This window comes from Curtobacterium sp. MCPF17_002 (assembly GCF_003234115.2).
Lineage (GTDB): Bacteria > Actinomycetota > Actinomycetes > Actinomycetales > Microbacteriaceae > Curtobacterium.
Window position 1 is genome coordinate 1,542,757 of record NZ_CP126251.1, and the last position, 22,718, is coordinate 1,565,474.

14 protein-coding genes are annotated in these 22,718 nt (G+C 66.2%); 10 read left to right on the forward strand and 4 right to left on the reverse strand.

What is annotated here, in order from left to right:
* Nucleotides 1-84 precede the first annotated feature (84 nt).
* From dnaE to DEJ28_RS07300, 3 genes are read left to right on the forward strand one after another with little or no spacing between them, the layout of a single operon-like run.
* A complete protein-coding gene (gene dnaE, locus DEJ28_RS07290) occupies nt 85-3,567 on the forward strand; it encodes a DNA polymerase III subunit alpha (RefSeq protein ID WP_502866953.1) in 3,483 nt (1,160 codons plus the stop codon).
* Nucleotides 3,568-3,577: 10 nt separating this feature from the next.
* On the forward strand, nt 3,578-3,928 hold the full coding sequence (locus DEJ28_RS07295) for a DUF2200 domain-containing protein (RefSeq protein ID WP_111115026.1): 351 nt from the start codon (nt 3,578-3,580) through the stop codon (nt 3,926-3,928).
* On the forward strand, nt 3,925-4,758 hold the full coding sequence (locus DEJ28_RS07300; protein ID WP_258367995.1) for a hypothetical protein: 834 nt from the start codon (nt 3,925-3,927) through the stop codon (nt 4,756-4,758). Before DEJ28_RS07295 ends, DEJ28_RS07300 begins: the two co-directional genes overlap by 4 nt.
* A gap of 73 nt (nt 4,759-4,831) precedes the next feature.
* Here the strand turns inward: DEJ28_RS07300 and DEJ28_RS07305 are convergent, their stop codons facing one another.
* Both DEJ28_RS07305 and DEJ28_RS07310 read right to left on the reverse strand, forming a co-directional pair.
* Nucleotides 4,832-6,286: a glycosyltransferase family 2 protein gene (locus DEJ28_RS07305; RefSeq protein WP_181433657.1), complete on the reverse strand. Its 1,455-nt coding sequence runs from the start codon at nt 6,284-6,286 to the stop codon at nt 4,832-4,834.
* A complete protein-coding gene (locus DEJ28_RS07310) occupies nt 6,283-7,653 on the reverse strand; it encodes a glycosyltransferase family 4 protein (protein ID WP_111115028.1) in 1,371 nt (456 codons plus the stop codon). Before DEJ28_RS07310 ends, DEJ28_RS07305 begins: the two co-directional genes overlap by 4 nt.
* 167 nt (nt 7,654-7,820) lie before the next feature.
* Between DEJ28_RS07310 and DEJ28_RS07315 the strand changes: the two genes are divergently transcribed.
* From DEJ28_RS07315 to DEJ28_RS07325, 3 genes are all read left to right on the forward strand, one after another.
* A complete protein-coding gene (locus DEJ28_RS07315; protein ID WP_111115029.1) occupies nt 7,821-8,642 on the forward strand; it encodes an ABC transporter permease in 822 nt (273 codons plus the stop codon).
* Between the two features lie 11 nt (nt 8,643-8,653).
* A complete protein-coding gene (locus DEJ28_RS07320; RefSeq protein ID WP_258367996.1) occupies nt 8,654-9,367 on the forward strand; it encodes an ABC transporter ATP-binding protein in 714 nt (237 codons plus the stop codon).
* Between the two features lie 311 nt (nt 9,368-9,678).
* Nucleotides 9,679-10,719 carry an acyltransferase family protein gene (locus DEJ28_RS07325; RefSeq protein ID WP_111115030.1) on the forward strand — a complete coding sequence of 347 codons (1,041 nt, stop codon included), beginning with the start codon at nt 9,679-9,681 and terminating at the stop codon, nt 10,717-10,719.
* Nucleotides 10,720-10,942: 223 nt separating this feature from the next.
* Here the strand turns inward: DEJ28_RS07325 and DEJ28_RS07330 are convergent, their stop codons facing one another.
* Nucleotides 10,943-13,585 (reverse strand): bifunctional glycosyltransferase/CDP-glycerol:glycerophosphate glycerophosphotransferase, encoded by a 2,643-nt coding sequence (locus tag DEJ28_RS07330; protein WP_111115031.1) that lies wholly within the window; start codon nt 13,583-13,585, stop codon nt 10,943-10,945.
* Nucleotides 13,586-13,755: 170 nt separating this feature from the next.
* Here DEJ28_RS07330 and DEJ28_RS07335 point away from each other — a divergent pair, with 170 nt between their 5' ends.
* A complete protein-coding gene (locus DEJ28_RS07335; protein ID WP_146248818.1) occupies nt 13,756-16,452 on the forward strand; it encodes a CDP-glycerol glycerophosphotransferase family protein in 2,697 nt (898 codons plus the stop codon).
* Here the strand turns inward: DEJ28_RS07335 and DEJ28_RS07340 are convergent.
* Nucleotides 16,445-17,938 carry an endonuclease/exonuclease/phosphatase family protein gene (locus DEJ28_RS07340; RefSeq protein ID WP_111115033.1) on the reverse strand — a complete coding sequence of 498 codons (1,494 nt, stop codon included), beginning with the start codon at nt 17,936-17,938 and terminating at the stop codon, nt 16,445-16,447. The genes DEJ28_RS07335 and DEJ28_RS07340 overlap by 8 nt on opposite strands.
* Nucleotides 17,939-18,145: 207 nt before the next feature.
* On the opposite strand from DEJ28_RS07340, the gene DEJ28_RS07345 reads away from it, so the two are divergent.
* Genes DEJ28_RS07345 through DEJ28_RS07355 form a run of 3 tightly spaced genes read left to right on the forward strand, consistent with a single transcriptional unit; the run spans nt 18,146 to nt 22,679 of the window.
* Nucleotides 18,146-19,858 (forward strand): glycosyltransferase family 2 protein, encoded by a 1,713-nt coding sequence (locus DEJ28_RS07345; RefSeq protein WP_181433658.1) that lies wholly within the window; start codon nt 18,146-18,148, stop codon nt 19,856-19,858.
* Nucleotides 19,859-19,882: 24 nt separating this feature from the next.
* Nucleotides 19,883-21,970 (forward strand): acyltransferase family protein, encoded by a 2,088-nt coding sequence (locus DEJ28_RS07350; RefSeq protein WP_111115035.1) that lies wholly within the window; start codon nt 19,883-19,885, stop codon nt 21,968-21,970.
* 40 nt (nt 21,971-22,010) lie between these two features.
* Nucleotides 22,011-22,679 carry an SGNH/GDSL hydrolase family protein gene (locus DEJ28_RS07355; protein WP_181433659.1) on the forward strand — a complete coding sequence of 223 codons (669 nt, stop codon included), beginning with the start codon at nt 22,011-22,013 and terminating at the stop codon, nt 22,677-22,679.
* Nucleotides 22,680-22,718: the final 39 nt, after the last annotated feature.

A 22,718-nucleotide genomic window follows, 5' to 3' on the forward strand; every position in this document is an offset into this window, starting at 1 on the left:
GCCCCGCAGCAGCTCCTTCGAACCGGAGGTTCCGTGTCGGATTCCGACTCCTTCGTCCACCTGCACGTGCACAGCGAGTACTCGATGCTCGACGGTGCCGCCAGGCTCTCAGACCTCGTGGCGGAGACCGCCGCCCAGGGCATGCCCGCCGTGGCGGTGACCGACCACGGCAACATGTTCGGCGCGTTCGAGTTCTGGAAGGCCGCCAAGGCCGGCGGCGTGAAACCGATCATCGGGACCGAGGCGTACATCACGCCGCGCACCCACCGCTCCGACAAGACCCGTGTCCGCTGGGGCGACGGCGGCGGAGACGACGTGTCCGGCGCCGGTTCGTACACGCACATGACGATGTTCGCCGAGAACACGACGGGCATGCACAACCTGTTCCGGCTGTCGTCGAAGGCCTCGCTCGAGGGCTACTACTTCAAGCCCCGCATGGACATCGAGCTCCTGCAGGAGTACCACGAGGGCATCATCGCCACGACGGGCTGCCCCTCGGGTGAGATCCAGACGCGCCTGCGCCTCGGGCAGTACGACGAAGCCGTGCAGGCCGCGGCGGACTACCGCGACATCTTCGGCAAGGAGAACTACTTCGCCGAGATCATGGACCACGGGCTCGAGATCGAGCGCCGGATCATGACCGACCTGATCCGGCTGGCGAAGGACCTCGACATCCCGCTGGTCGGCACGAACGACCTGCACTACACGCACGCGCACGACGCCAAGTCGCACGCGGCGCTCCTCTGCGTGCAGTCCGGCTCGACGCTGAACGACCCGAACCGGTTCAAGTTCGACGCCGACGAGTTCTACCTGAAGACCCCGTCGCAGATGCGGCACATCTTCCGCGACAACCTCGAAGCCTGCGACAACACGCTCCTGATCGCCGAGCGGTGCGACGTCGAGTTCGACACCTCGGCGAACTACATGCCGAAGTTCCCGGTGCCCGAGGGCGAGACCGAGCACACCTGGTTCGAGAAAGAGGTGGCGAAGGGCCTGCAGTACCGGTACCCGGGCGGCATCACGCAAGAGGTCCAGGAGCGCGCCGACTACGAGGTCGGCATCATCAACCAGATGAACTTCCCGGGGTACTTCCTCGTGGTCGCGGACTTCATCAACTGGTCGAAGGACAACGGCATCCGCGTCGGCCCGGGCCGTGGTTCCGGAGCCGGCTCGATGGTGGCGTACGCGATGCGCATCACCGACCTCGACCCGATCCGGCACGGCCTGATCTTCGAGCGGTTCCTCAACCCGGACCGCGTCTCCATGCCCGACTTCGACGTCGACTTCGACGACCGGCGCCGCGGTGAGGCGATCAAGTACGTCACCGAGAAGTACGGGTCCGAACGCGTGGCGCAGATCGTCACGTACGGCACGATCAAGGCGAAGCAGGCGCTCAAGGACTCCTCGCGGGTTCTCGGCTTCCCGTTCGGCATGGGCGAGAAGCTCACCAAGGCGATGCCGCCGCCCGTGATGGGCAAGGACATCCCGCTCACCGGGATCTTCGACAAGGACCACCCCCGCTACAAGGAAGCCGTCGACGTCCGCACCGTCGTCGAGACCGACCCCGAGGCGAAGACGGTGTTCGACACCGCGCTCGGGCTCGAGGGGCTGAAGCGCCAGTGGGGCGTGCACGCGGCCGGCGTCATCATGTCGAGCGATCCACTGATCGACATCATCCCGATCATGAAGCGGGAGCAGGACGGCCAGATCGTCACGCAGTTCGACTACCCGGCAGCGGAGTCGCTCGGCCTGATCAAGATGGACTTCCTGGGGCTCCGGAACCTCACGATCATCAGTGACGCCCTCGACAACATCAAGACGAACCGGGGGACCGACCTCGACCTCGAGACGATGGGGCTCGAGGACCCCGAGGCGTACGCGCTCCTGCAGCGCGGCGACACCCTGGGCGTCTTCCAGCTCGACGGTGGCCCGATGCGCGGGCTGCTCCGCCTGATGAAGCCGGACAACTTCGAGGACATCTCCGCGCTCATCGCCCTGTACCGTCCGGGGCCCATGGGTGCGAACTCGCACACGAACTACGCGCTCCGCAAGAACGGCGAGCAGGCGATCACGCCGATCCACCCCGAGCTCGAAGAACCCCTGGCGGAGATCCTCGGCGGCACGTACGGCCTGATCATCTACCAAGAGCAGGTCATGGCCATCGCGCAGAAGGTCGCCGGGTTCTCCCTCGGCCAAGCGGACATCCTCCGCCGCGCGATGGGCAAGAAGAAGAAGTCGGAGCTGGACAAGCAGTACGCCGGCTTCGAGAAGGGCATGCAGGACAACGGCTACTCGGCCGCGGCGATCAAGATGCTGTGGGACATCCTGCTGCCGTTCTCCGACTACGCGTTCAACAAGGCGCACTCCGCCGCGTACGGCGTGGTGTCGTTCTGGACCGCCTACCTCAAGGCCCACTACCCGGCCGAGTACATGGCCGCGCTGCTGACCTCCGTCGGCGATGCCCGCGACAAGCTCGCGCTGTACCTCAACGAGTGCCGCCGCATGGGCATCAAGGTGATGCCGCCGGACGTGAACGAGTCGATCGGGTTCTTCGCGGCCGTCGGCGACGACATCCGCTTCGGCATGGGCGCGATCCGCAACGTCGGCTTCAACGTCGTCGACGACATCGTGCAGGCCCGCACCGAGAAGGGCGCGTTCGAGTCGTTCCACGACTTCCTCCGGAAGATCCCGATCTCGTCGGCGAACAAGCGCACGGTGGAGTCGCTCATCAAGGCCGGCGCCTTCGACGAGTTCGGCGACAGCCGCCGGGCCCTCGTCGAGATCCACGAGGGTGCGGTCGAAGGTGCGGTGAAGGTCAAGCGTGACGAGGTCCACGGCAACGTCGGGTTCGACTTCGACTCGCTCTTCGCCGAGGTCGCCGAGGAAGAACCCTCGATGGCGGTCGTCTCGCAGGTGCCGGACCGGCCGGAGTGGTCGAAGCGCGACAAGCTGGCGTTCGAGCGGGACATGCTCGGCCTCTACGTGTCCGACCACCCGCTCGCCGGACTCGAGATCGAACTCGCGAAGCACCAGTCGATCACCATCGCCGACCTGCTCACCGCCGACGACTCGATCGAGGGCGAGACCGTCACGGTCGCCGGCCTGCTGACGAGCGTCCAGCACCGGGTCGCGAAGACGAGCGGCAACCCGTACGGCATCGTGCAGATCGAGGACTTCGGCGGCGAGATCGGCGTCATGTTCCTCGGCAAGACCTACCAGGAGTTCGGACCGTCGCTGGTGGCGGACTCGATCGTGGTGCTGCGCGGCCGGGTCAACGTCCGCGACGACGGCAAGGCGCTGCACGCGGTGAGCATGTTCCAGCCGAACGTCGGCGACGCGATGGGCTCCGGCCCGCTGACGCTGAGCGTGCCCGAGCGGCAGGCGACGACGACGACGGTGACGGAACTGGCCGCGGTGCTCAGTCGGCACAGCGGCGCGACCGAGGTGCGGCTCCGCCTGCTCAAGGACGACGTCGCCAGAACGTTCGAGCTGCCGTTCCCGGTGAACCTCACCCCGGACCTGTTCGGCGAGCTGAAGAGCCTGCTTGGCCCGCGCTGCCTGGTGTAGGACAGGACACATGACCGGACACCGGATCTTCGGGACGCCCGTCGCGGCGGTCTACCCGCACTACCTCGCGAAGGTGGAGCGGAAGGGCCACACGAAGGCGGAGCTCGACACCGTCATCGAGTGGCTGACGGGCTTCGACGACCGGGCGCTCGCGCAGCACCTGACCGACGAGACCTCCTTCGAGGACTTCTTCGCCGCCGCGCACCTCCACCCGAACGCGCCCCTCATCAGGGGCACGATCTGCGGTGTCCGGATCGAGGAGCTCGACGACCCGCTCATGCGGCAGATCCGGTACCTCGACAAGCTCGTCGACGAGGTCGCGAAGGGCCGTCCGATGGAGAAGGTCCTCCGCACCGCGTGATCGACGCCGACCGGGCTGCTCCGTCGCCCGAGGTGCTGCGCGCCTTCGGCGTGGGGGAGTCCACGCCGGAACCGCTCCCCGGCGGGCGGGGCCTGACCTGGCGGGCCGGTGCGGTCGTCCTGCGCCCGCACGACGGCGCAGCGGAGACGGACTGGCGTTCCGGTGTCCTCACCGCGCTCGCGCACACCAGGGAGTTCCGCACGCCGCGGCCGGTCGCCACGCGCGAGGGCTCGTGGCGCGCCGACCGCTGGGAGGCGTGGGAGTGGCTGCCCGGCGCCCACGCCGACGAGACGCGCGTCGAGGACGTCATCCGTGCCGGTGACGCCTTCCACCGCGCGGTCGCCGGGCTCGCGCGGCCCGGCTTCCTCGGCGGTCCCGGCACGAGCGACGACAGCGACAGAACCGGTGACCGCGACGGCAACGCCTGGAGCCGTGCCGACCGGATGGCCTGGGGCGAACGGCCGATGCCGCGCGATCCGTCGCTCGACCGGCTCGTCGCCGCGTTCCGCCCGGTGCAGGCACCGTCGCAACTCGTCCACGGTGACCTGCTCGGCAACGTGCTCTTCGCCGACGGGCGGCCACCCGCCGTCATCGACTGGCCGCCGTACTGGCGACCAGCCGGGCTCGGCGCGGCGATCGCCGCGGTCGATGCGGTCTGCTGGCACGCCGTGCCGCTCGTCCGGCTCGAGGGCCTCGGCGACGGCGTCGCCGAGTGGCGTCAGCTCCTGGTGCGGGCGCTCGCGTTCCGCGTCGCGACGCTGCACCAGCTGGGCGTGTGGGATGCGGCTGCAGCGGAGCTGCACCGTCCCGTCATCGACGCGCTGGTCTGAACGCAACCGACCGACGGCCTGGAGGCGCGGGGCGGGGTCGCCACGTGCCTCCAGGCCGTCAGTGGGTCCGGTCTCAGGCGCCGCGGCCGGTGATCGCGCGGATGCGCGCGACGATCCGTGGGTTGCGTGCGCCGAAGGTGAGGGCCGTGAGGCGGCGCACCGACACCGTGGCGCGGTGCACGAGCAGGCCGGTGGCCTCGGCGATGTCCGACACGGCGTGCCAGCGAGCGCGCAGGGAAGCCGGGTCGATCGCCGTGTCCGCGGCCATCCGGACGAGACGGACGAGGTCCGCGCCGTCGTGCCAGGAGGTGCTCTGGTTCTCGAAGCGGCGGAGGATCCGGTCGATCGCCGAGGCACGGTGGTTGGCGACGGCGTGCGACCAGCGGACGTCGTGCGAGACCGGATCGACGAGGATCCAGCGGGGAGCGTTGGCGTTGAGGGCGGAGAGCTGTGCGAACGTCGTCAGTGCGCCGAGGGCCACGGCCACGTCGAAGATCTGTCGGGGGCGACCGCCCACCGCGATGGCGGCGCCCGGGAAGGCCACGCGCGCAGCGCGGATCTGCGACTTCGCGACGATCACCGTGACGACGACGTCCTCGGGCGCGGCGGCCAGGGTGCTCCGGACGCGTTCGACGACCTCGTTCGTCAGCTCCGCCGGGACGTGCAGGGCCACACGGACCACGTCGTCGTCGGGCAGGAAGGCGTCGGCGAAGACGTCCACGGCGTCACGGTAGCGGGCGAGGAAGAGCGCGATCGCTCCGCCGTAGAACGGGTACCGCTCGAGCAGGATGCGCTCGTGCTCGAGACGGAGGGACGGGCCGCGGTCACCGCTGAAGCTCGTCGACCCGGTGTGCAGGACGAGTGCACGGTTCGCGAGCACCGAGGTGAATCCCTGCTCGTTGATCCGCAGGCAGAAGTCGTTCTCCTCGCCGTACCCGGGGGAGAAGACGTCGTCGAAGAGGCCGAAGCGGTCGACCATCTCGCGGCGGATGAGGAAGCAGAAGCCCATTGCGACCGGCGAGACGGTGTGCCGGGGGAGCAGGTACTTCGTCCGGCCGTGCAGCTCGCGGGTGCGACGGGGTGCGAGGGTCGCCCGCGGGTTCCGCCGGGCGTAGGGGAAGGACGCGATCGTGGCGTTGTCGCTCCGTGCGCAGACCACGCCGATCGAGTCGTCGGAAGCGAGGACCGCGGTCATCTCGTCGAGGAAGCCGGGCATCGGCACGGTGTCGCTGTTGAGCAGCAGGACGTCGTTGCCGGTGCGGTCGAGCTCGAGGACGGCACGGTTGCAGTTGCCGACGAAGCCGAGGTTCTTCCGGTTGCGGGTGTACTCGAAGCCCTCGTGGTCGCCCACGAGTTCGAGCACGCGTGCCTCGATGACGTCGACGCGCGGGCCGACGTCGTTCGCCAGCAGGACCCGGTCGACGGAGAAGTCGACCGTCTCGAGCAGCGCCTCGATGCACCGTTCGAGCCCGGGGAGGTCGTCGTAGATGGGCACGACGATCGTGACCGGACGGCGGTCGCGGGTCACCGGCGGGCCATCTTCCGGACCACGACCCCGGGGCGGGCGAGGAGCCGGCCGACGGCGCCGGAGCGCGAGCGGACCCGGTTCGCCAGCAGGCCGACGGCCGCACGGGCGCTCGTGGCGCCGAGCGATGCGTACGCCCCGGGCAGCTCGAACCAGTACCGCGCCGCCTGGGGGAGCCGGTAGCCCTCCGTGCCGACCAACGCGACCAGACGTGCGATGGCCGCGGCGTTGTCGTGGCCGGCACCCATCACGGCGGCGAGCCGGTCCGGAGCAGCCGACCCGTGCCTCCTGGCCGTGTCCGGGTCAGCCGCGTAGGCGGCGAGGGCGTCGGCGAGGGCCGACGTGTCGTCGGCGTCCACCAGCGCACCCGTGACCCCGGGCTCGATGAGTTCGGCGCTGCCGCCCTGACGGGTCGCGACGACGGCCTTGCCCAGCGTCATGTACTCGGCCGTGGTGCGGCCGAACGCCTCGATCGTGGACGGGGTGATGCAGACGTCCGCCGCCTCGATGAAGGGAGCGGGCGTGTGCTGCTCGCCGGCGAAGACGACGTGCTCGGCGACGCCGAGGGCACGGGCCCGGTCGGTGAGGCGCTGGTCCTCGCCCGGGTGCTTCCAGCTGCCGACGAAGCAGACGCTCGCGGTGATGCCGCGCTCGCGGAGCGCCCCGAGGGCGTCGACGACGCGGTGTTGACCCTTCGACTCCTCGACCCGGCCGAGGACCGTGATCCGGAGGCCGGGATCGGTCTGGGGGAAGGGCGTGACGGCAGGGGCCTCGTCCTTGGTGGCGAGGAGCCGCGCGGTGTCGACCGTCGGGTAGGCGACCGACACCTTGTCGGCGGGGATGTACTGCGCGAGGTGCTCGCGCATCGCCTCGGAGTTCGTGACCACGGCACCCGACATCAGGCCGATGTCGCCGAGGACGCCGGCGCGGCCGGTCTGGAACTGCAAGCCGTGGTCGAGGTCGCCGTACTCACGGACGAACCAGGCCTGCGGGATGCCGAGGACGGCGGCCGCGAATGAGGCCCACGGAGCGACGAGGGTGTTCGTCACGACGAGGTCCGGGCGTTCACGCTCGTACTTCCGGATGATCGCGTTCACCGCGGCGTAGTCGACCGTGGCGAAGGCTGCGCGCTCGGAAGCCGGTGCGGGTTGCGGACTCGGCAGCGCCCACCCGCGGAAACGCAGGGCGTCGTACGCCCAACCGCGCTCGTCGAGTGCCTCGATGAACTTGCCCCGAGGCGCCTTCGTGATGAAGGTCGGCGTCATCGTCGGGTCCTGTTCCTGCCAGTCCTCCACGAAGCGGAGGAGAGACCGCTCAGCCCCGCCGAGGTTCACCGGCGCGGTGGAGTGGTTGGCGAAACTGACGATCACCTTGTAACCCTACAAAGGTTTCGACGAGTGTTCGTCATCTCGGCACCTTCTGGTGTGAGTGTCACCGCGTCGGACGTGCATGTTGCAACGTGTGTGCGAGAATGTCTCGTCCCCGAATCCCTGTGAGGAGCGCCACGTTGCGCCCCGGAGGAGCCAGCACCCGAAGCATGACGTACCTGAACGAGCTCATGTCGTCGCGCGAGTTGCTGGCGAACCTCACAGCGCGAGAAGTCAAGGGCAAGTACCGCCGCACGGTCTTCGGGCAGTTGTGGTCCCTCATCAACCCGCTCGCGACGATGCTGATCTACACGATCGTGTACTCGTTCATCTTCCGGGCGCGACTCGAGGTCGGCAATCCCAGCGGGCTGAACATCTACCCGCTCTGGCTGATGTGCGGTCTGCTGCCGTGGATCTTCGCCCGCAACGTCATCAACTCGGGCATGACGTCGATCGTCGCCAACGGGTCGCTCATCAAGAAGGTCTACTTCCCGCGCATGACGCTGCCGCTCGCCGCGGTCGGTTCGTTCGGGTTCACCTGGCTGGTCGAGATGGGCGTTCTGCTCATCGTCCTCGCCATCGCCGGATCGAAGTGGTACCTCTACCTGCCCGTCATCGCGCTGACCATGGTGTTCCTCGCCATGTTCGCCGCCGGCCTCGGGCTGATGCTCTCCATCATCAACGTGCACTTCCGCGACATGCAGCACCTGGTGGGCATCGGCCTGCAGATGTGGATGTACCTGTCGCCGATCATCTACCCGCTGTCGCTCGTCGAGGACGCCGCGAACAAGGCCGGGCACCCGTGGATCATCCACGTCTACAAGCTCAACCCCATCGAGCGGTTCTCCGAGGTCTTCCGGAACCTCATGTACGACAACCGACTCCCGAACTGGACCGACCTGGTCGCGTGCGCCATCGCAGGATTCGCTTCGCTCGCACTCGGCTACTTCGTGTTCTCCCGCAACGAGAAGAAGCTGGCTGAACTGCTGTGACCGATGCCGCCGTGACCGTCGACCACGTCTCGAAGCGATTCCGCATGTACAAGGAGCGGAACGACTCGCTGAAGAGCATGGTCATGCGTGGGAAGAAGTCCGTGCACGAGGACTTCTGGGCGCTCAAGGACGTCTCCTTCGAGGTGCCGCAGGGCACCACGTTCGGCCTGATCGGCAAGAACGGATCCGGCAAGTCGACACTGCTGAAGTGCCTCGCCAAGATCCTCTGGCCGGAAGAGGGCTCGATCACCGCTCGCGGCAAGCAGGCCTCGCTGCTCGAGGTCGGCTCCGGGTTCCACCCCGAGCTGTCCGGTCGTGAGAACGTCTTCCTCAACGGGTCCATCCTCGGGATGAGCCGCAAGGAGGTCACCCGGAAGTTCGACGAGATCGTGTCCTTCTCCGGCGTCGGGCACTTCATCGACCAGCCCGTGAAGAACTACTCGTCGGGTATGTACGTGCGCCTCGGGTTCTCCGTCGCCGTCGCCGTGACCCCCGATGTGCTCGTCGTCGACGAGGTCCTCGCCGTGGGTGACGCGACCTTCCAGAAGCGCTGCCGCACCAAGTTCAAGGAGATGAAGGAGGAGGGCCGCACGGTCATCCTCGTCTCGCACTCCATGAGCACGGTCAAGGACATGTGCGACGACGTCGCTTGGCTCAACGAGGGCGAATTGAAGATGATCGGCAAGACGAACGACGTCGTCAAGGCGTACAACGAAACTGTTTGAGAGCGATAACGACCGTCTCGCTCGAAGTGGTTTGTCCGCAGCAAGACGACCCCTTGACGATCGATTTACGGGACTCATCCACCATTGCGACTCTCGCGCATCGGGGGCCAGGCGCCGTTTTTGATCTTGTGCTGCCGGACCGCAGTAGTCTGAACCGGAACGCCCTGGGGGCCGGCCGTGGCGTTTCGAGTCCGGACGCGACTTCGATTCACTGGCGCGGTCTGCCTCGCTACTAAGATGCTCAAGTGACTTCCGCACCCCTGACGCAAGACGTCCGCACGCTCCCGCGGAAGCAGCGACTACGGTTCTCCATGCTCGATGGACTCCGCTTCGCTGCTGCGCTCGGGGTTGCGTTCTTCCACTTCACCGCGAAGCAGCACCAGGCATGGGGGAGACCAGTCCCCGAGGTCTTCCCGCACTTGCACACTTTCACGTCACTGGGGTACTACGGCGTGCACTTGTTCTTTGTCATCTCCGGGTTCGTCATCCTCATGACTGCTTGGGGAAAAGACATTCCCTCCTTCGTCGCATCGAGGATCAGCCGCCTGTACCCCGCGTATCTCGTCGCTGTCCCGACGGCCGCGGTCTTGCTGGGGGTGATCTGGCTCGAGCAGAAGCACATCACCATCTATCAGGTCGCGGTGAACCTGACCATGATGCAGGGCGCATTCGGCGTGGATCACATCGACGGCGTCTACTGGACCCTCTGGGTTGAGCTGCGCTTCTATGTGCTGATTGCGCTCTTCATGCTCGTCGGCATCACCAGGCAGAGGGTCCTCGCATTTGCCGCGGTCTGGCCGGTTGCCGCCGCCCTAGCTCGCACCACCAACCAACAGTGGCTCGCTGAGGCCCTGAACGCCGATTATGCCGCTCTGTTTGCCGGAGGCATGGCGATCTACTTGCTGACGCGTCACCACCGCGACGTCGCCGCCTGGCTGGTGCTCGCGATGTCCGCGTTGCTGGCCGTCGCAGTGCCCGGCCAGGAAAGCCAAGCCACCCTCGCCAGTTCCACAGGGGTGTCCTTTTCCGGTCACACCACCGCGTTGGTCATCCTGTGCTGCTTCGGCGCCGTTGCAGTCGTCACCCTGACCCCGCTCGCTCGCGTCCACATCGGATGGTTGACTGGGCTCGGCCTCCTGACCTACCCCCTGTACCTCGTGCACGAGTGGTGGGGTTGGTGGATGATCCACCTCCTCTCGGGGAAACTGCCGAATTCCTTGGTGCTCGCCATCACTTTCGCGTTCGTTGGAGCGTTCGCTGCGCTCGTCTACTTCTTCGTGGAGAGGCCTTTCGCGCCGCGTGTGAGAACGGTCGTCGAGAAGTCCCTCCGTGAGTTGTCGACGCGTAGGTAGTTCTCGCAACCTCGCTCGTGGTCCCGTTGGTGCTTTCATCAGGGGCAAACGGACGGAACGCCGGACGATGGCTGCCGGTTCGGGCAAAAGTTGTGCAGGGACGCGCTCATCGCCTTGAATCCGCGGACGGCTCAAGGACGAGAAGTCAGCGGTCAGCGGAAGTGGTCAACCGATGCCGGCGCGCTTCCTGCCGGAGACGCCTTGCGGCGGTCTGGCGGACCCCTCAGCTCCCGGGCGTGAAGGCCTGCATCGCGCGGAACACCCGCTCGCTGCTCTTCCCATCCCGAAGAGGGAAGGCAGAGCGGGTGCGCTTCGCAAACTCGTCTGGTTGCGTGAAGCTGTTCTCGGCCAGCCGAAGGAGTTCAATCACCGCATCAGACGCTGACGTGGTCACCGGACCGAATCCGTCGCGATGGTAATCAAAGTACCCGCGCCTGCCGATGTGGCTTCCGCCGAAGAACCGATCGATGTCGAAGTGCAAGTACACCAACGGGATGTCGAGTAGGGCCGCCTCGAAGCCCAGAGAAGAGTAATCGGTCACAACGGTTCGAGCGCGTGCCAGCACGTCTTGGATGTTTTCGCTCTCGAAATCGGTGACACGCACACCAGGGTGCATGGCGAAGTCAGAGAGATAGGGCTTCATGTTCGGGTGCGGCATGAACACGACCTCGCATCCCTGCTCTTCCGCCGCGGCGACGAGTTCACTCGAGGAGAGCAGATCGCTGTATTCGCGGGCGTAGTCGCTCGAGGAGAACGACTCCGACCGGGACCGTAGGCCGGTTGTCGGATCCACCGCGCCGAGAAGGTAGTGCCGCCAGGTCGGCATGATGACGATCAGATTCCGATCAGCGATGGGGACCGCCAGCCGTTTCGCAAGCAGCTTGTCATGGCGAGGCATGCCCGTGAGTACCACCTCGCGATCTGTGAACGTGTAATGGCCATCGCCAGCGATCGATGCTTGCTCGTCGACTGTGGTCGTGACGAACAACCTGAACGGCTTGTTGTTCAGCCATCGCGACAGGTCGTAGTTGATCACGCCGTGTTGGAGGAAGGTGAAGTGGTAGCGCTGTCTGCCGAACCGTCGGGTGGGCAGGGGCTGCACAACCGGCTGGTCCGCGTGGGACGACGCGTAGTGGACTGCCGACATCATCAAGAGTTCCCAGTCTCTGGAACCGTGCGCCACGAGGCGGAACCCCTCGGCCTGCAGACGGTTCCAGTCCCCGGACCCCGGATGCAGCACGAACCAGGAGTTGACTCGTGGGTGATTCTCGCGAACGTAGCGGTAGAGGTGTTCCGCGTTGTCGTTCGCCGCGTGGATCTTGTCCATGAACACCCAGGCATCGGCGAAACGCCGCCGAACCCGCTCCGACCGGAGCTGGGCAGACATCCTGCGTTCCGCAAGGGAAGTCCGAGAGAATCTCGAGCGAAGTTGTCGGAGTTCATTCCGAACGTCCCCGGCGATCCACTGCGCGGACTTCTGGCCGTCCTGAGTGAAGCGACGGTAGACGGCGCGACGCTGTCGAACGATGGTGGGTTCGAGCTGCGCGCGAGAGAAACTCTCGGAGACAAGCGAGACTTCGCGGGTCGAAGCCAAGAGGCGACGGCCTTCGACATGAACCTCGATGCGATGCCCGTTCGGGACCCACAGATGGCGACGCTTGAGGAGTTCGCGGCCGTAGAAACTGAGGACCTCAGTCGTCGCGTGAGCCGGAGCGACCTCCACGCCGTCGACGACGATGTGTGTATCGGGAAGGTTTCCGGTGAACCAGAAGCTGAGGTGGCTCAACTGCGCACGCTCGTCGACTTCGATCAGACGCGCTTCGACCGGACGGTACACGGACGCCTCGTACCCGACCAGGAGAGCGAATCGGACTGCGAACTCCACGCCCATCACATCGAAGGACTTGATCGAGTCCTTGCTCAGACCCGCGAGCATGTCACCGACGAGCCCATGGAAGCGGGGGAACGCCTCGACCGGAGCGCCAGCGCTCGGCGAGTGCATGGCGCGTTCGTTCTTGAAGTACCAGAAGAGGTCGTAGAGGACAGTGTTCTCGAGCCACCGCGGTACTGCACCCTGCTCCTGCGCGATGCGGAGGATGTCGAGGTAGCCGAACTCGATGACGTCGTCGTACTTCTCGCGCATCGAGTAACTCGTCTGGATCAAAGAGGACTGGTCGCCTCGCCTCCGGTAGTGGTACTTCGCCGACGCGAGCAGGCCCACTTTGGGATGGGTCTGGAGCAGGAGATACCGCGCGATGAAGTGGGCGTCCTCGAAGTTCGGCTTGACGCGTTCGTCGAACGTCAGCCCTGCTTCGATCACTCGCTCGGTTCGGAGGAAGGCAGAGGCTGCACTGAGCTGGATCATCGGCTCGGCCGTCAGGTGTGCAATGCGCGTCCCCTGAGCGAACTTGCCCCGCAACGGATGCTGGTCGTTCAACTCGGTGCCCTCATTGTCGAGGTAGATGAGATGAGCCGAGAGCAGCGCGATGTCCTTCGACCCGTGAAGTCGGATGAACTTCAACGCTTGGGCGAAGTAGTCGGGATGCAGCACATCATCAGGGTCAGGGAAGGTCAACCACTGTCCTCGAGCGTGCACCAGCCCCGTGTTGCGCGCAGCAGCAGCGCCACCGTTCTCCTGGCGGATGAGTCGTGCGTGGTGGCCCGGATGGGCGGAAATCCATCTCTCGATGAGCGACGCGCTTGCGTCTGTCGCGCCGTCATCGACGAAGATGTACTCGACATCCGCGGCTGGAGCGTTCTGGAGCTCGAGCGAACTCAGGAAGTCCGGCAGCCACCGCTCGACGTTGTACGTCGGGATCACTGCAGAGATCGTGGGCGCTTCGTTCGACAACGTCTTCTCGTGCATGGAACTTTCTCGGTCGCTGGCTGCTGGTCTCGGTAGCGCGCTCGGATCAGCGAGTGCCCCAACAGATGAGTCTAGGTCGAGACTGCGGTCCGCTAGGCTCCCGGAGCGACTGACAGCTGCTCATCGCCGGGGAAACGGGCGTGCAGGTGACTCGAGAGGACGGATTCATCGTGACAACCGCGGTCAACGCTGAACGCTACGACTTCAAGATGGCGGCCGTGATCGCGGTCTACAACGTCGCGAGGTACCTGCCCGAGTTCCTCGCTTCTCTCGAAGCGCAGACCCTTCCAGTCGAGCAGGTCCAAGTGATCTTCGTCAACGACGGCTCCACGGATGAGAGCCTGGAAGTCCTCGAGTACTGGGCACGTGACCGCGCGTCGCATGTCACCGTCGTGGACCAGGACAACCAGTGGGTTGCAGCCGCACGTAACGCCGGCATCCGACACCTTCGAGCGCAGTGGGTGACTTTCGCCGACCCGGACGACGTTTTCGACGTCAACTACTTCGCGGAGGTCGAGAAGTTCATTGAGCTCCACGGTGACGACTCTGTCGGCATGCTCGTAACGCACCAGATGCGCCTGAATGAGCAACGCGAACTCGCGAACACGCACCCACTGCGCACCAAGTTCTCGCGCGGCTCGCGCATCGTCGACCTCGCGGATGACCCGATCATCCAGCTCGCTGTCAACTCGGCGTTCTTCCGAGTAGACCAGATCGCATCGGCCGGAGTCGCTTTCGACGACCGCGTTCGTCCGGTGTTCGAGGACGCCCACTTCATCGGTCAGTACCTGCTCACGCTCGAGACCGCGCGGGTCGGGATCCTGGCATCTGCGAAGTACCACTACCGAGTCCGCGGTGACGGAACCTCGTTGATGGAGTCGCACTTCGACAAGCCGACCAAGTACACCAGCGTCCTGGAATACGGGATGCTCGACCTTCTCGGGCGCGCTCAGCACGCCCGAGGAGCCGTCCCGAGATGGCTCGAGTACATGGTCCTCTACGACCTGTTCTGGTATTTCAAGAACGAGCGGGCGCTCAACTCCCCGTCGGCGCTCGCGCCCAGCGAAGTCTTTGACACCTTCCATTCCCTGGTGGCGAAGGTCCGCTCCCGACTGAGTGCCGACGCCATCATCGCGTTCGACATCATGGGTGTGGAGTTCGCAGTCAGGAAGACGCTGCTCGACGGGTACGGGATTTCCTCCCACCGACCGAACTACGTGCGATTGGCTCGCGTCGATGAGGGACCGCAGCACGTCAAGCTGAGCTACTGGTTCAGCGGGAACCTTCCGGCCGAAGAGTTCCGGGTCGACGGAGAGAAGGCCACACCGGTGTTCGACACGGTGCAGGAGTACGTTTTCTACGGTCGTGCCGTGATGAAGCAGCGCCACGTCTGGCTCCGGCGCGGAAAGCTCACCACCGCGGCGCTCGACGGAACAACCATGCCGATCGCGACCGAGGAGACCCTCGGGCTGGAAACGACGCTGAACCGACACCAATTGCATCCGCTGATCATGAAGCAACGAGAAGCGTCAGCACCAAGATGGAATGATCTCGACGTCTCGTTCACGCGCAAGGCCCGTCGGGTAGTGGGCAACGCGCTCCGAGAAGCGCGATCAGGTGCGGTAGGACGGCGGGCCGCTGACACAATGATCGGTCTCCGCGCGCGGTCGAGACGGTATCGCTCGGAGTTCTCGAACGCGTGGGTGTTCATGGACCGAGACACGAATGCTAACGACAACGCCGAGCACCTGTACCGCTGGGTGAATGGCAACCATCCGGAGATCAACGCTTGGTTCGTTCTCCGGAGAGAATCTCGCGATTGGGCGAGGCTGGAACGTGAAGGCTTCCGTTTGGTCGCGTACGGCAGCCCTCGATGGAAGGCGCTCCTGCTCCACGCGATCCATCTGGCGTCCTCCCACATCGACCAGTACGTCGTCGACCCGCTCGACCAGCGGCGCTACGGAAGGCTGCCATTCCGCTTCACCTGGCTCCAGCACGGAGTCACGAACTACGACATCTCTCGATGGGTCAACCCGAAGCCCGTCGAGGTGTTCGTCACGGTAACGCCGCAAGAACGCGAGGCCATCGCTGGAACAGGCCCGTACTTCTTCAGCGATCGGGAGGTCGTGCTCACTGGTTTCCCGCGCCACGATGAACTCCTCAGGAAACGAGACGCCGTTCCCGATGTCGAGCGCGACCTCCTGCTGATCATGCCCACTTGGCGCAAGAAGCTCGCCGGGAAGCAGGTTGCCGGTAGCAATGAGCGCGTCAAGAACCCCGACTTCATGAACAGCGTCTACGCGCGCGCGTTCAACAGCCTCATCGGTTCACCGCGCCTTCGCGAAGAGGCGCGGCGCTCGGGGAAGCGGGTGGTTTTCATGCCGCATCCGAACATGCAGCCGTACCTCTCCGACTTTGAGATCCCGGCGTGGGTCGAAGTGTGGGACTTCGAAACCCGGAACGTGCAGGACGTCATCGCGCGCGCAGCTCTGGTCGTGACCGACTACTCCTCCCTGGGGTTCGAAGCAGCCTTCCTGGACGTGCCGCTCGTGTACTTCCAGTTCGATGCTGCGTCCTTCTTCGACGGAACCCATGTGGGCCGGCGTGGGTACTTCGACTACGAACGCGACGGATTCGGGCCGGTTGCGCTCGACGTCGAGTCGGTGGAGGAAGCTGTTGTGCAGGTCGCTGCGGGGGGCTGGCAGTCGGCTCCTGTCTACCTCGGACGAACGAAGGAAGCCTTCGTGACTCGTGACGAGCGCAACTGCGAGCGCGTGTTCAAGGCGATGCTCGCGATCGACGGCGCGCCACGGCTCTCGATGGAGAAGGACGAACCGAAGACGACAGCTGCGCCGCGACTCAGTTGACGTCCGGGAGGTGGAGACGCGCCTCGAGCATGTTGTGGTCCGACGGAATCACTGACGTGCCCGGGTTCCAGTTGTTGACGAACTCGTCGCTGCCCTGGATGCCCTGCGTCAGGATGTAGTCGATGCGCTGGCCGTCCTTGTTCGGGTCATCGGCCTGTTTCGAGGGTGGCTGGTAGTTGTTGTAGGTCGTCTTGGCGGTGCCGTACCGGTGCTGTGATGCCGAGGCGTCGTAGAAGCCACCGCGGATGAGCGTTGGCTGTGCTCCGTCGATCGCGTCCTCCGGGTAGCGGCTGTCGTTGAGGTCGCCACCGAGAACGACCGGGAGACGCTTGCCGGACGCGTTCGGGGTGTTGATCCGATTGAGCGCGGCGAGGAGCTGCGTCGAGTTCTGACCGAGCAGCGTCTTGCGGGGCTGACTGTAGGAGCTCGAGGGGATTCCGTAGTGCGCGGCGACGACGTAGAACGTGGTTCCACTGCCGTCCTTGGCCTGGAGCTTCGCCCAAGGGGTGTTCGTGTCCGGGGCAGCCGACGCCGGATAGACCTCGTAGTCCTTGATGCCGGCGAGAACGCCGTGGTCGAGCACCGAGTACTTGGCCGGGTTGTAGAGGATTCGGTTCCCCTGGTGGGACTTGCTGACCGTCATGGGCGACGAATCGACGAGCTGCAGGTTCGGCAGACGTCGGTCGAGGTCGAGGTAGGCCTGCGTCGAACCGCTGCCGTTGGACAGGCCGCTTGCCTCGAGGACCGTGAGGACGTCTGGGTCCTTGGCGTTGATCGTGCTCGCGATCGCCGGCGCCCGGGTGGACCAGCCCGGGGCACCGTTCGTCTCGCATCCGGAGCAGAGGACGTTATAGCTCGCGACGTGCACGGCGAGGTCCGAGGCGACCGGCTTCGTCGGCGTCGGCCACGCGCTCACCTGCGCCGACTTCCTGACGTAGGTCGGGTTGAAGTAGGTGTTGCGTGCCATCGCTCGGACGTAGATCGGGTTCCCGTACGCGACGGAGGTGAGATCGCTGCCCGAACCCGGAAGGGTCCACGTCCTCGTTGCCGGATCGAACGCTGACGACCACGGCGTGTAATGCGCAGTCCACCGATCAGGAGTCCGGTTCTCGTTCGGTCCCGCGGACCACCGGATCTGGTAGTCGCTCGCGTTCGCGACCTCAGGGATCGAGACTGTCACACCATTGGAAGCGGGCTTCGCCGTGATCGTGCCGAAGGTCTCGACGGCATTGGGCTGCAGCTTCGTCGTGACGGTCTTCGCCCATGCACCCGCTGTCGTGCCGTTCTTCGCTGCGACCGTCACGTAGTAGGTCGCGCCCGGCTGCAGCTTCGTCATCCACGCGCCGACGACGGAGGAATCCCGGTACGTCGGGCTGCCGAGGTCTGACCGGGTCGACCACTTGAGGACGTAGCTCGTGGCGTTCGAAACGGCGTTCCACTTCACCTTGACGCTCTTCCCGGCCCAGTCCTGTGTCGCCTTGCTCACACCGGTCACCTGCGCCGGTTTGGTTGCGGCGACGGCTGGTACGGCCACCGTGGCTGATGCGATGGCGAGTGCGCCGATGACAGCGACACGAGTGATCCAACGACGTGACATGTCGACCCCCTGATCTGATCTTCCCTCGACGCTAGACTGTCTCGGCTCCTGTCGGTAGCCGCCGAATGGGGGACGGATGACGAGGAGCTCGAGAACGTGAGAACGCCCCTGCTCTCGGTCGTGATCCCGGCGCACGACGCGGAACCGTGGATCGGTGAGCTGCTCGAGAGCGTTCTCGAGCAGGACGTCGAAGCGATGGAGGTCATCGTCGTCGATGACCGGTCTGCGGACCGTACGGGTCCCCTCGTAGACGCCGTCGCAGCCGCTGACGAGCGGGTCCGGCGGGTCCCGTCGCGAGCGCCTGGGGGCGCGGCGGCCCGGAACACCGGCGTTGCCGTCGCGCGTGGGGAGTACCTGGTCTTCGCGGACGCTGACGACGTGGTCCCGAGCGGGGCGTACCGAGCCATGGTCGAGTCGCTCGTCCGATCAGGGTCCGACCTGGCAATCGGCGATCACCTGAAGTTCTCGCCGAACCGGACGTGGAGCCCGACGAAGCGCTGGTACTCGTTCGAAGCCGCCCTGCACGGCACGACCCTCCGTGAGACGCCCGCGCTCCTCACCGGTCGGGCCTGCTGGAACCGTGTGTTCCGTCGATCGTTCTGGGTGGGCGAGGAGATCCACTTCCCGGAGGTCGGACACGCCGACGACATCATGCCCATGACGCGAGCTGTCGTCCGGGCTTCCGCCATCGACGTCGTTCCGCAGTGCGTTTACCTGTACCGCGAGCGCCTCGGAGGGGCCGCTGACTCGATGTCGAACCGGACGGACGAGGCAGCACTCCTCGACTACCTCCGCGAAGAACTCGCATGCGCGCGCTTGGTGGGTGCGACGACGCCGGAACTCGCCCGTCAGCAGGCGTTGCTGGTCCTCGACGCCGACGGGTGGGTGCATGTCGACCGGTACTTCGCGCAGCTCCCGAACGGGGCCGTCGTGCCGGAGACCGTCCGGAGCGCGGTGTCCGCGCTGCTGCGGGAGCTCGACCCGACGACGATCAACGACGTCGCCGCCGCGCGTCGCTGCCTCTTCGCCCTGTTGTGGACCGGCGACTACGTCGCCGCGGCGACCTTCGCCGCCGCTGTGCGGAACCGCGAAGCCGATCCTGCGGCCTTCCTCGGCGGTTGGCTCGGAGCCGTCCAGGTGCTGGTTGAGTCGTCGGCCCTGCCGGAGTTGGATCCGGCGGCGCTCGTCCAGGAGGGGGTGGTGACCGCGTTCCTCCAGCAGGCGGAACGGATCGGTCCCGACGCGCTCGAGCCCTTGGTCGGCGACGCTGTCAGGGTCGTCGAGTCCTCGACGGGCGCGATGCCACACCGCTCCGAGCTCCTCGAAGCGATGTACCGAGCGCTCGTCTCCGCGGATGCCGACGCGGTCCATCTCGTCTCCGAGCTCCGCGCGCACGCACCGGTCGTCGTCGACGATGTGGTCCCCGATGTAGATTCGCTCGTCGTTCACGGCCCGGCGCTCGGTGAGTCCCTGGCAGGGAGCATGCGCCTGACCCTGAACGATGGTTCCTCTTCTTCGACGACCGTCGCGACGACATCGAGCGGCCGGTGGAGCGGCTCGATCACGGCAGAGGGACTCGACCCCGGTCGATGGTCGGTCAGCGCGACCTTCCGACTCTCCACGGTCGACGTCACCGTCCCGGTCGTGACGGCGCGGATGCCCCTACCGCCGCTGAGGGACGAGTTCCTGCTCCAGCCGCTCAGCGATCGACGCAACGGGTGGCGGTTCCTCATCGATCGGCGAGCGAGGCGAGGAGCGCTGGAACGCGCGCGATCCATCGTTGGTCGAATCCGCCGCCCCCGGAGCTGAGTGCCGCTCCGGTAGCATCGGCGGGTGCATCGACCAAGGAGAGGGACGGAACGGCCCCAGCGGGGCTTCCGTGCCGACATCCAGGGACTGCGTGCCGTCGCGATCGCGCTGGTGATCCTGTACCACCTCTGGCCCAGTCGCCTGTCCGGAGGCTACGTCGGCGTGGACGTCTTCTTCGTGATCTCCGGGTTCCTCATCACGGGACACATCCTCAAGGCCGCGGAACGGGAACGACCCGTTCCGATGCTCATCGGGTTCTACGCTCGTCGCATCCGTCGCCTCGCCCCGGCCGCGGTGGTCGTGCTCGCGTTCGTCCTGGCGTTCACGCTGCTGCTGCTGCCGGCCTCGTCCTGGGGGGCGACCGGATCCAACGTCCTCGCCGCGTCGTTGTTCTCCGAAAACTGGTACCTCGCCGCGCAGTCGGTCAGCTACCTCGACGCGAGCGCCACGCCGTCGGCGCTCCAGCACTTCTGGTCCCTGTCGGTCGAGGAGCAGTTCTACATCGTCTGGCCGTTGATCCTCCTCGCGGCGATCGCCGTGATCGCTCGACGGCGCGGCACGTGGTTGATCGCCGTCATCGCAGCCGTCGGCGTGCTGAGCTTCGCCTGGGGTGTCGTGCACACCCACACCAATCCGGACGTTGCCTTCTTCGACACGAGTGCGAGGGCGTGGCAGTTCGCGGTCGGGGCCCTCGTCGCGTTCATCCCCGGGCTCGGTCGCGCCGCACGCCTGTGGTTGCCGTGGGTGGGGCTCGGAGCCATCGCGGTCGCCGCCGTGGCCTTCACCGAGTCGACCCCGTTCCCCGGGGTCGCGGCGCTGTTGCCGACCCTGGGCGCGGCGGCGATGATCGCTGGTCGGGCCCCGGCCGAAGCGCCTTGGTCGTTCGGGTTCCTCGCGTCGTTCGGGCCGGTCCGGTGGCTCGGCGACGTCTCGTACTCGGCGTACCTCTGGCACTGGCCGTTGATCATCCTGCTACCCCAGGCGCTCGGCGTGGAACTCGACCTCCGGCTGAAGGTCGTCGTCCTGGCTGCGACGGTCGTCCTCGCGTCGGCGTCCTACCGCTGGGTCGAGACCCCCGTCCGCACGAGCCCGATCCTCACCAAGCGCCGTCGGCGGAGTTTCATCGCCGGTGCAGCGACCCTCGCGGTCCTCGTCGCTGGGTGCTTCGGGACCGTCAGCGTCGCGAATGCGAAGATGCAGGCCGCCGACGACCGCCTGCTTGCCCAGGTCGCCGGGGGGAAGGCGTGCTTCGGTGCGGCAGCGGTCGATGATGCGTCCTGTGCCGACCCCTGGGGTCAGATCGACAAGGCGGACGTGCCAGCCCCGTTGTCGGACAAGCCGCTCGTCTGGAAAGACGACTGCATCGACGACATCACCGAGAACACCGAGAAGTACTGCACCTACGGCGACGCCGCCGCATCCGACACCCTCCTGCTTTGGGGTGATTCGCATGCCGGCGCGTGGTCGAGCGCCTTTGATGTCGCGGGCAAGCTGGACCATGTGAAGGTCATCGTGGCTGCGCGGAATCGGTGCCCCTCGAGCATGGACGCTCCGGTCGGGACCACCTACGGCGACGTGATCCCGACCCAGCAGCGCGCGTGGTGCGACGCCCGCAACGACTGGGTCATGTCCACACTCGTCCCGCACGCGGATCGGGTCGTCCTCGCGGACCTCTGGGCGAACTACCGGTTCGCCGGCGCCGCGTCGGCTCAAGCGGACGGCTACGCCTCCCTCGTGGACCGGGTCCGGAGCGCTGACAAGACCGTCACGATGCTGCAGCACGTGCCACTCACGGGTCAGACACTCGAAGACAAGGTGATCGGCCCGTCGTGTCTCGCAACCGGACGGGCGTGCACGAACGACGTCGCCCACGCGCTCCCCTCGTCGACGTCCCTGCCGCAGCGACTCCTGGTCGACAAGGGGTACGGCGACACGGTTCGATGGGTCCCGGTGGAGTCGCAGTTCTGTCATGACGGGCGGTGCTACTCCGCGATCGGAGGTGTGTCGGTGTACTTCGACGGCTCTCACCTGTCGAACACGTACAGCGCGTCCCTCGGCCCGTGGCTGGCAACTGCTCTTGCGCACACGAAACCCCTGAGCGTCGTCCACTGACGGACGCTGGCGGAACGATTCGTGAGTGAGAATAGCTCTTGTGCGTCGTCCCCGTTTCCTCGTCGTCAGTCTTGCCGTGGTCGTCACTGCGTTCGCCGTGCCGGTCTTCGCAGTGGAACCCACTGCGCCGCAGGCCGCCGGAATCGAGCCCGAGCATGATCTGCGCGTTGCCGTGGTCGGCGACTCGCTCAGCGCGGGTCGATCCGGCTTCCTCGGCAACGGCCTCGACGACGAGAGCTGGATGACGTACGCGAAGGGCGACGGCATCGACTTTGCTGGTGGGTGGGCCCGCGCAGGGGCAACACCCGATGAGATGGCCGCGGCGGTGACGCCGATCCGTGACGTTGACGTGCTCGTGATCCTCGCCGGCACGAACGCGGTGCGCACCGGCGAGACGTTCGAAGAGGAGCGCGCGGCCTACGAGAAGATCGTGACTACAGTCGGCGCCCGCGAGGTCATCGTCTCCGACCTCCCGCCCTACCGGTGGAAGCCGTTCGCCGCCCAGGAGTACGGTCGGGCGCTGCAGCGGTTCGTGAACGATCAAGGCTGGCGCTGGGCAGATCCCTGGGTTTTCGCGCGGTCCGGTTCTTCTTGGGCTCCTGGCGTGACGACGGACGGTACTCACCCGGCCGACGCCGCCGAGTACCGTCGCCTCGGTGAGGCCTTCCACAACATCATCCTCGCAGTGGGGTCGGCCACGACGGCGTGAGGGCCAGGCCCGACGATCGGGCAGTCCTTTCGGAATCGA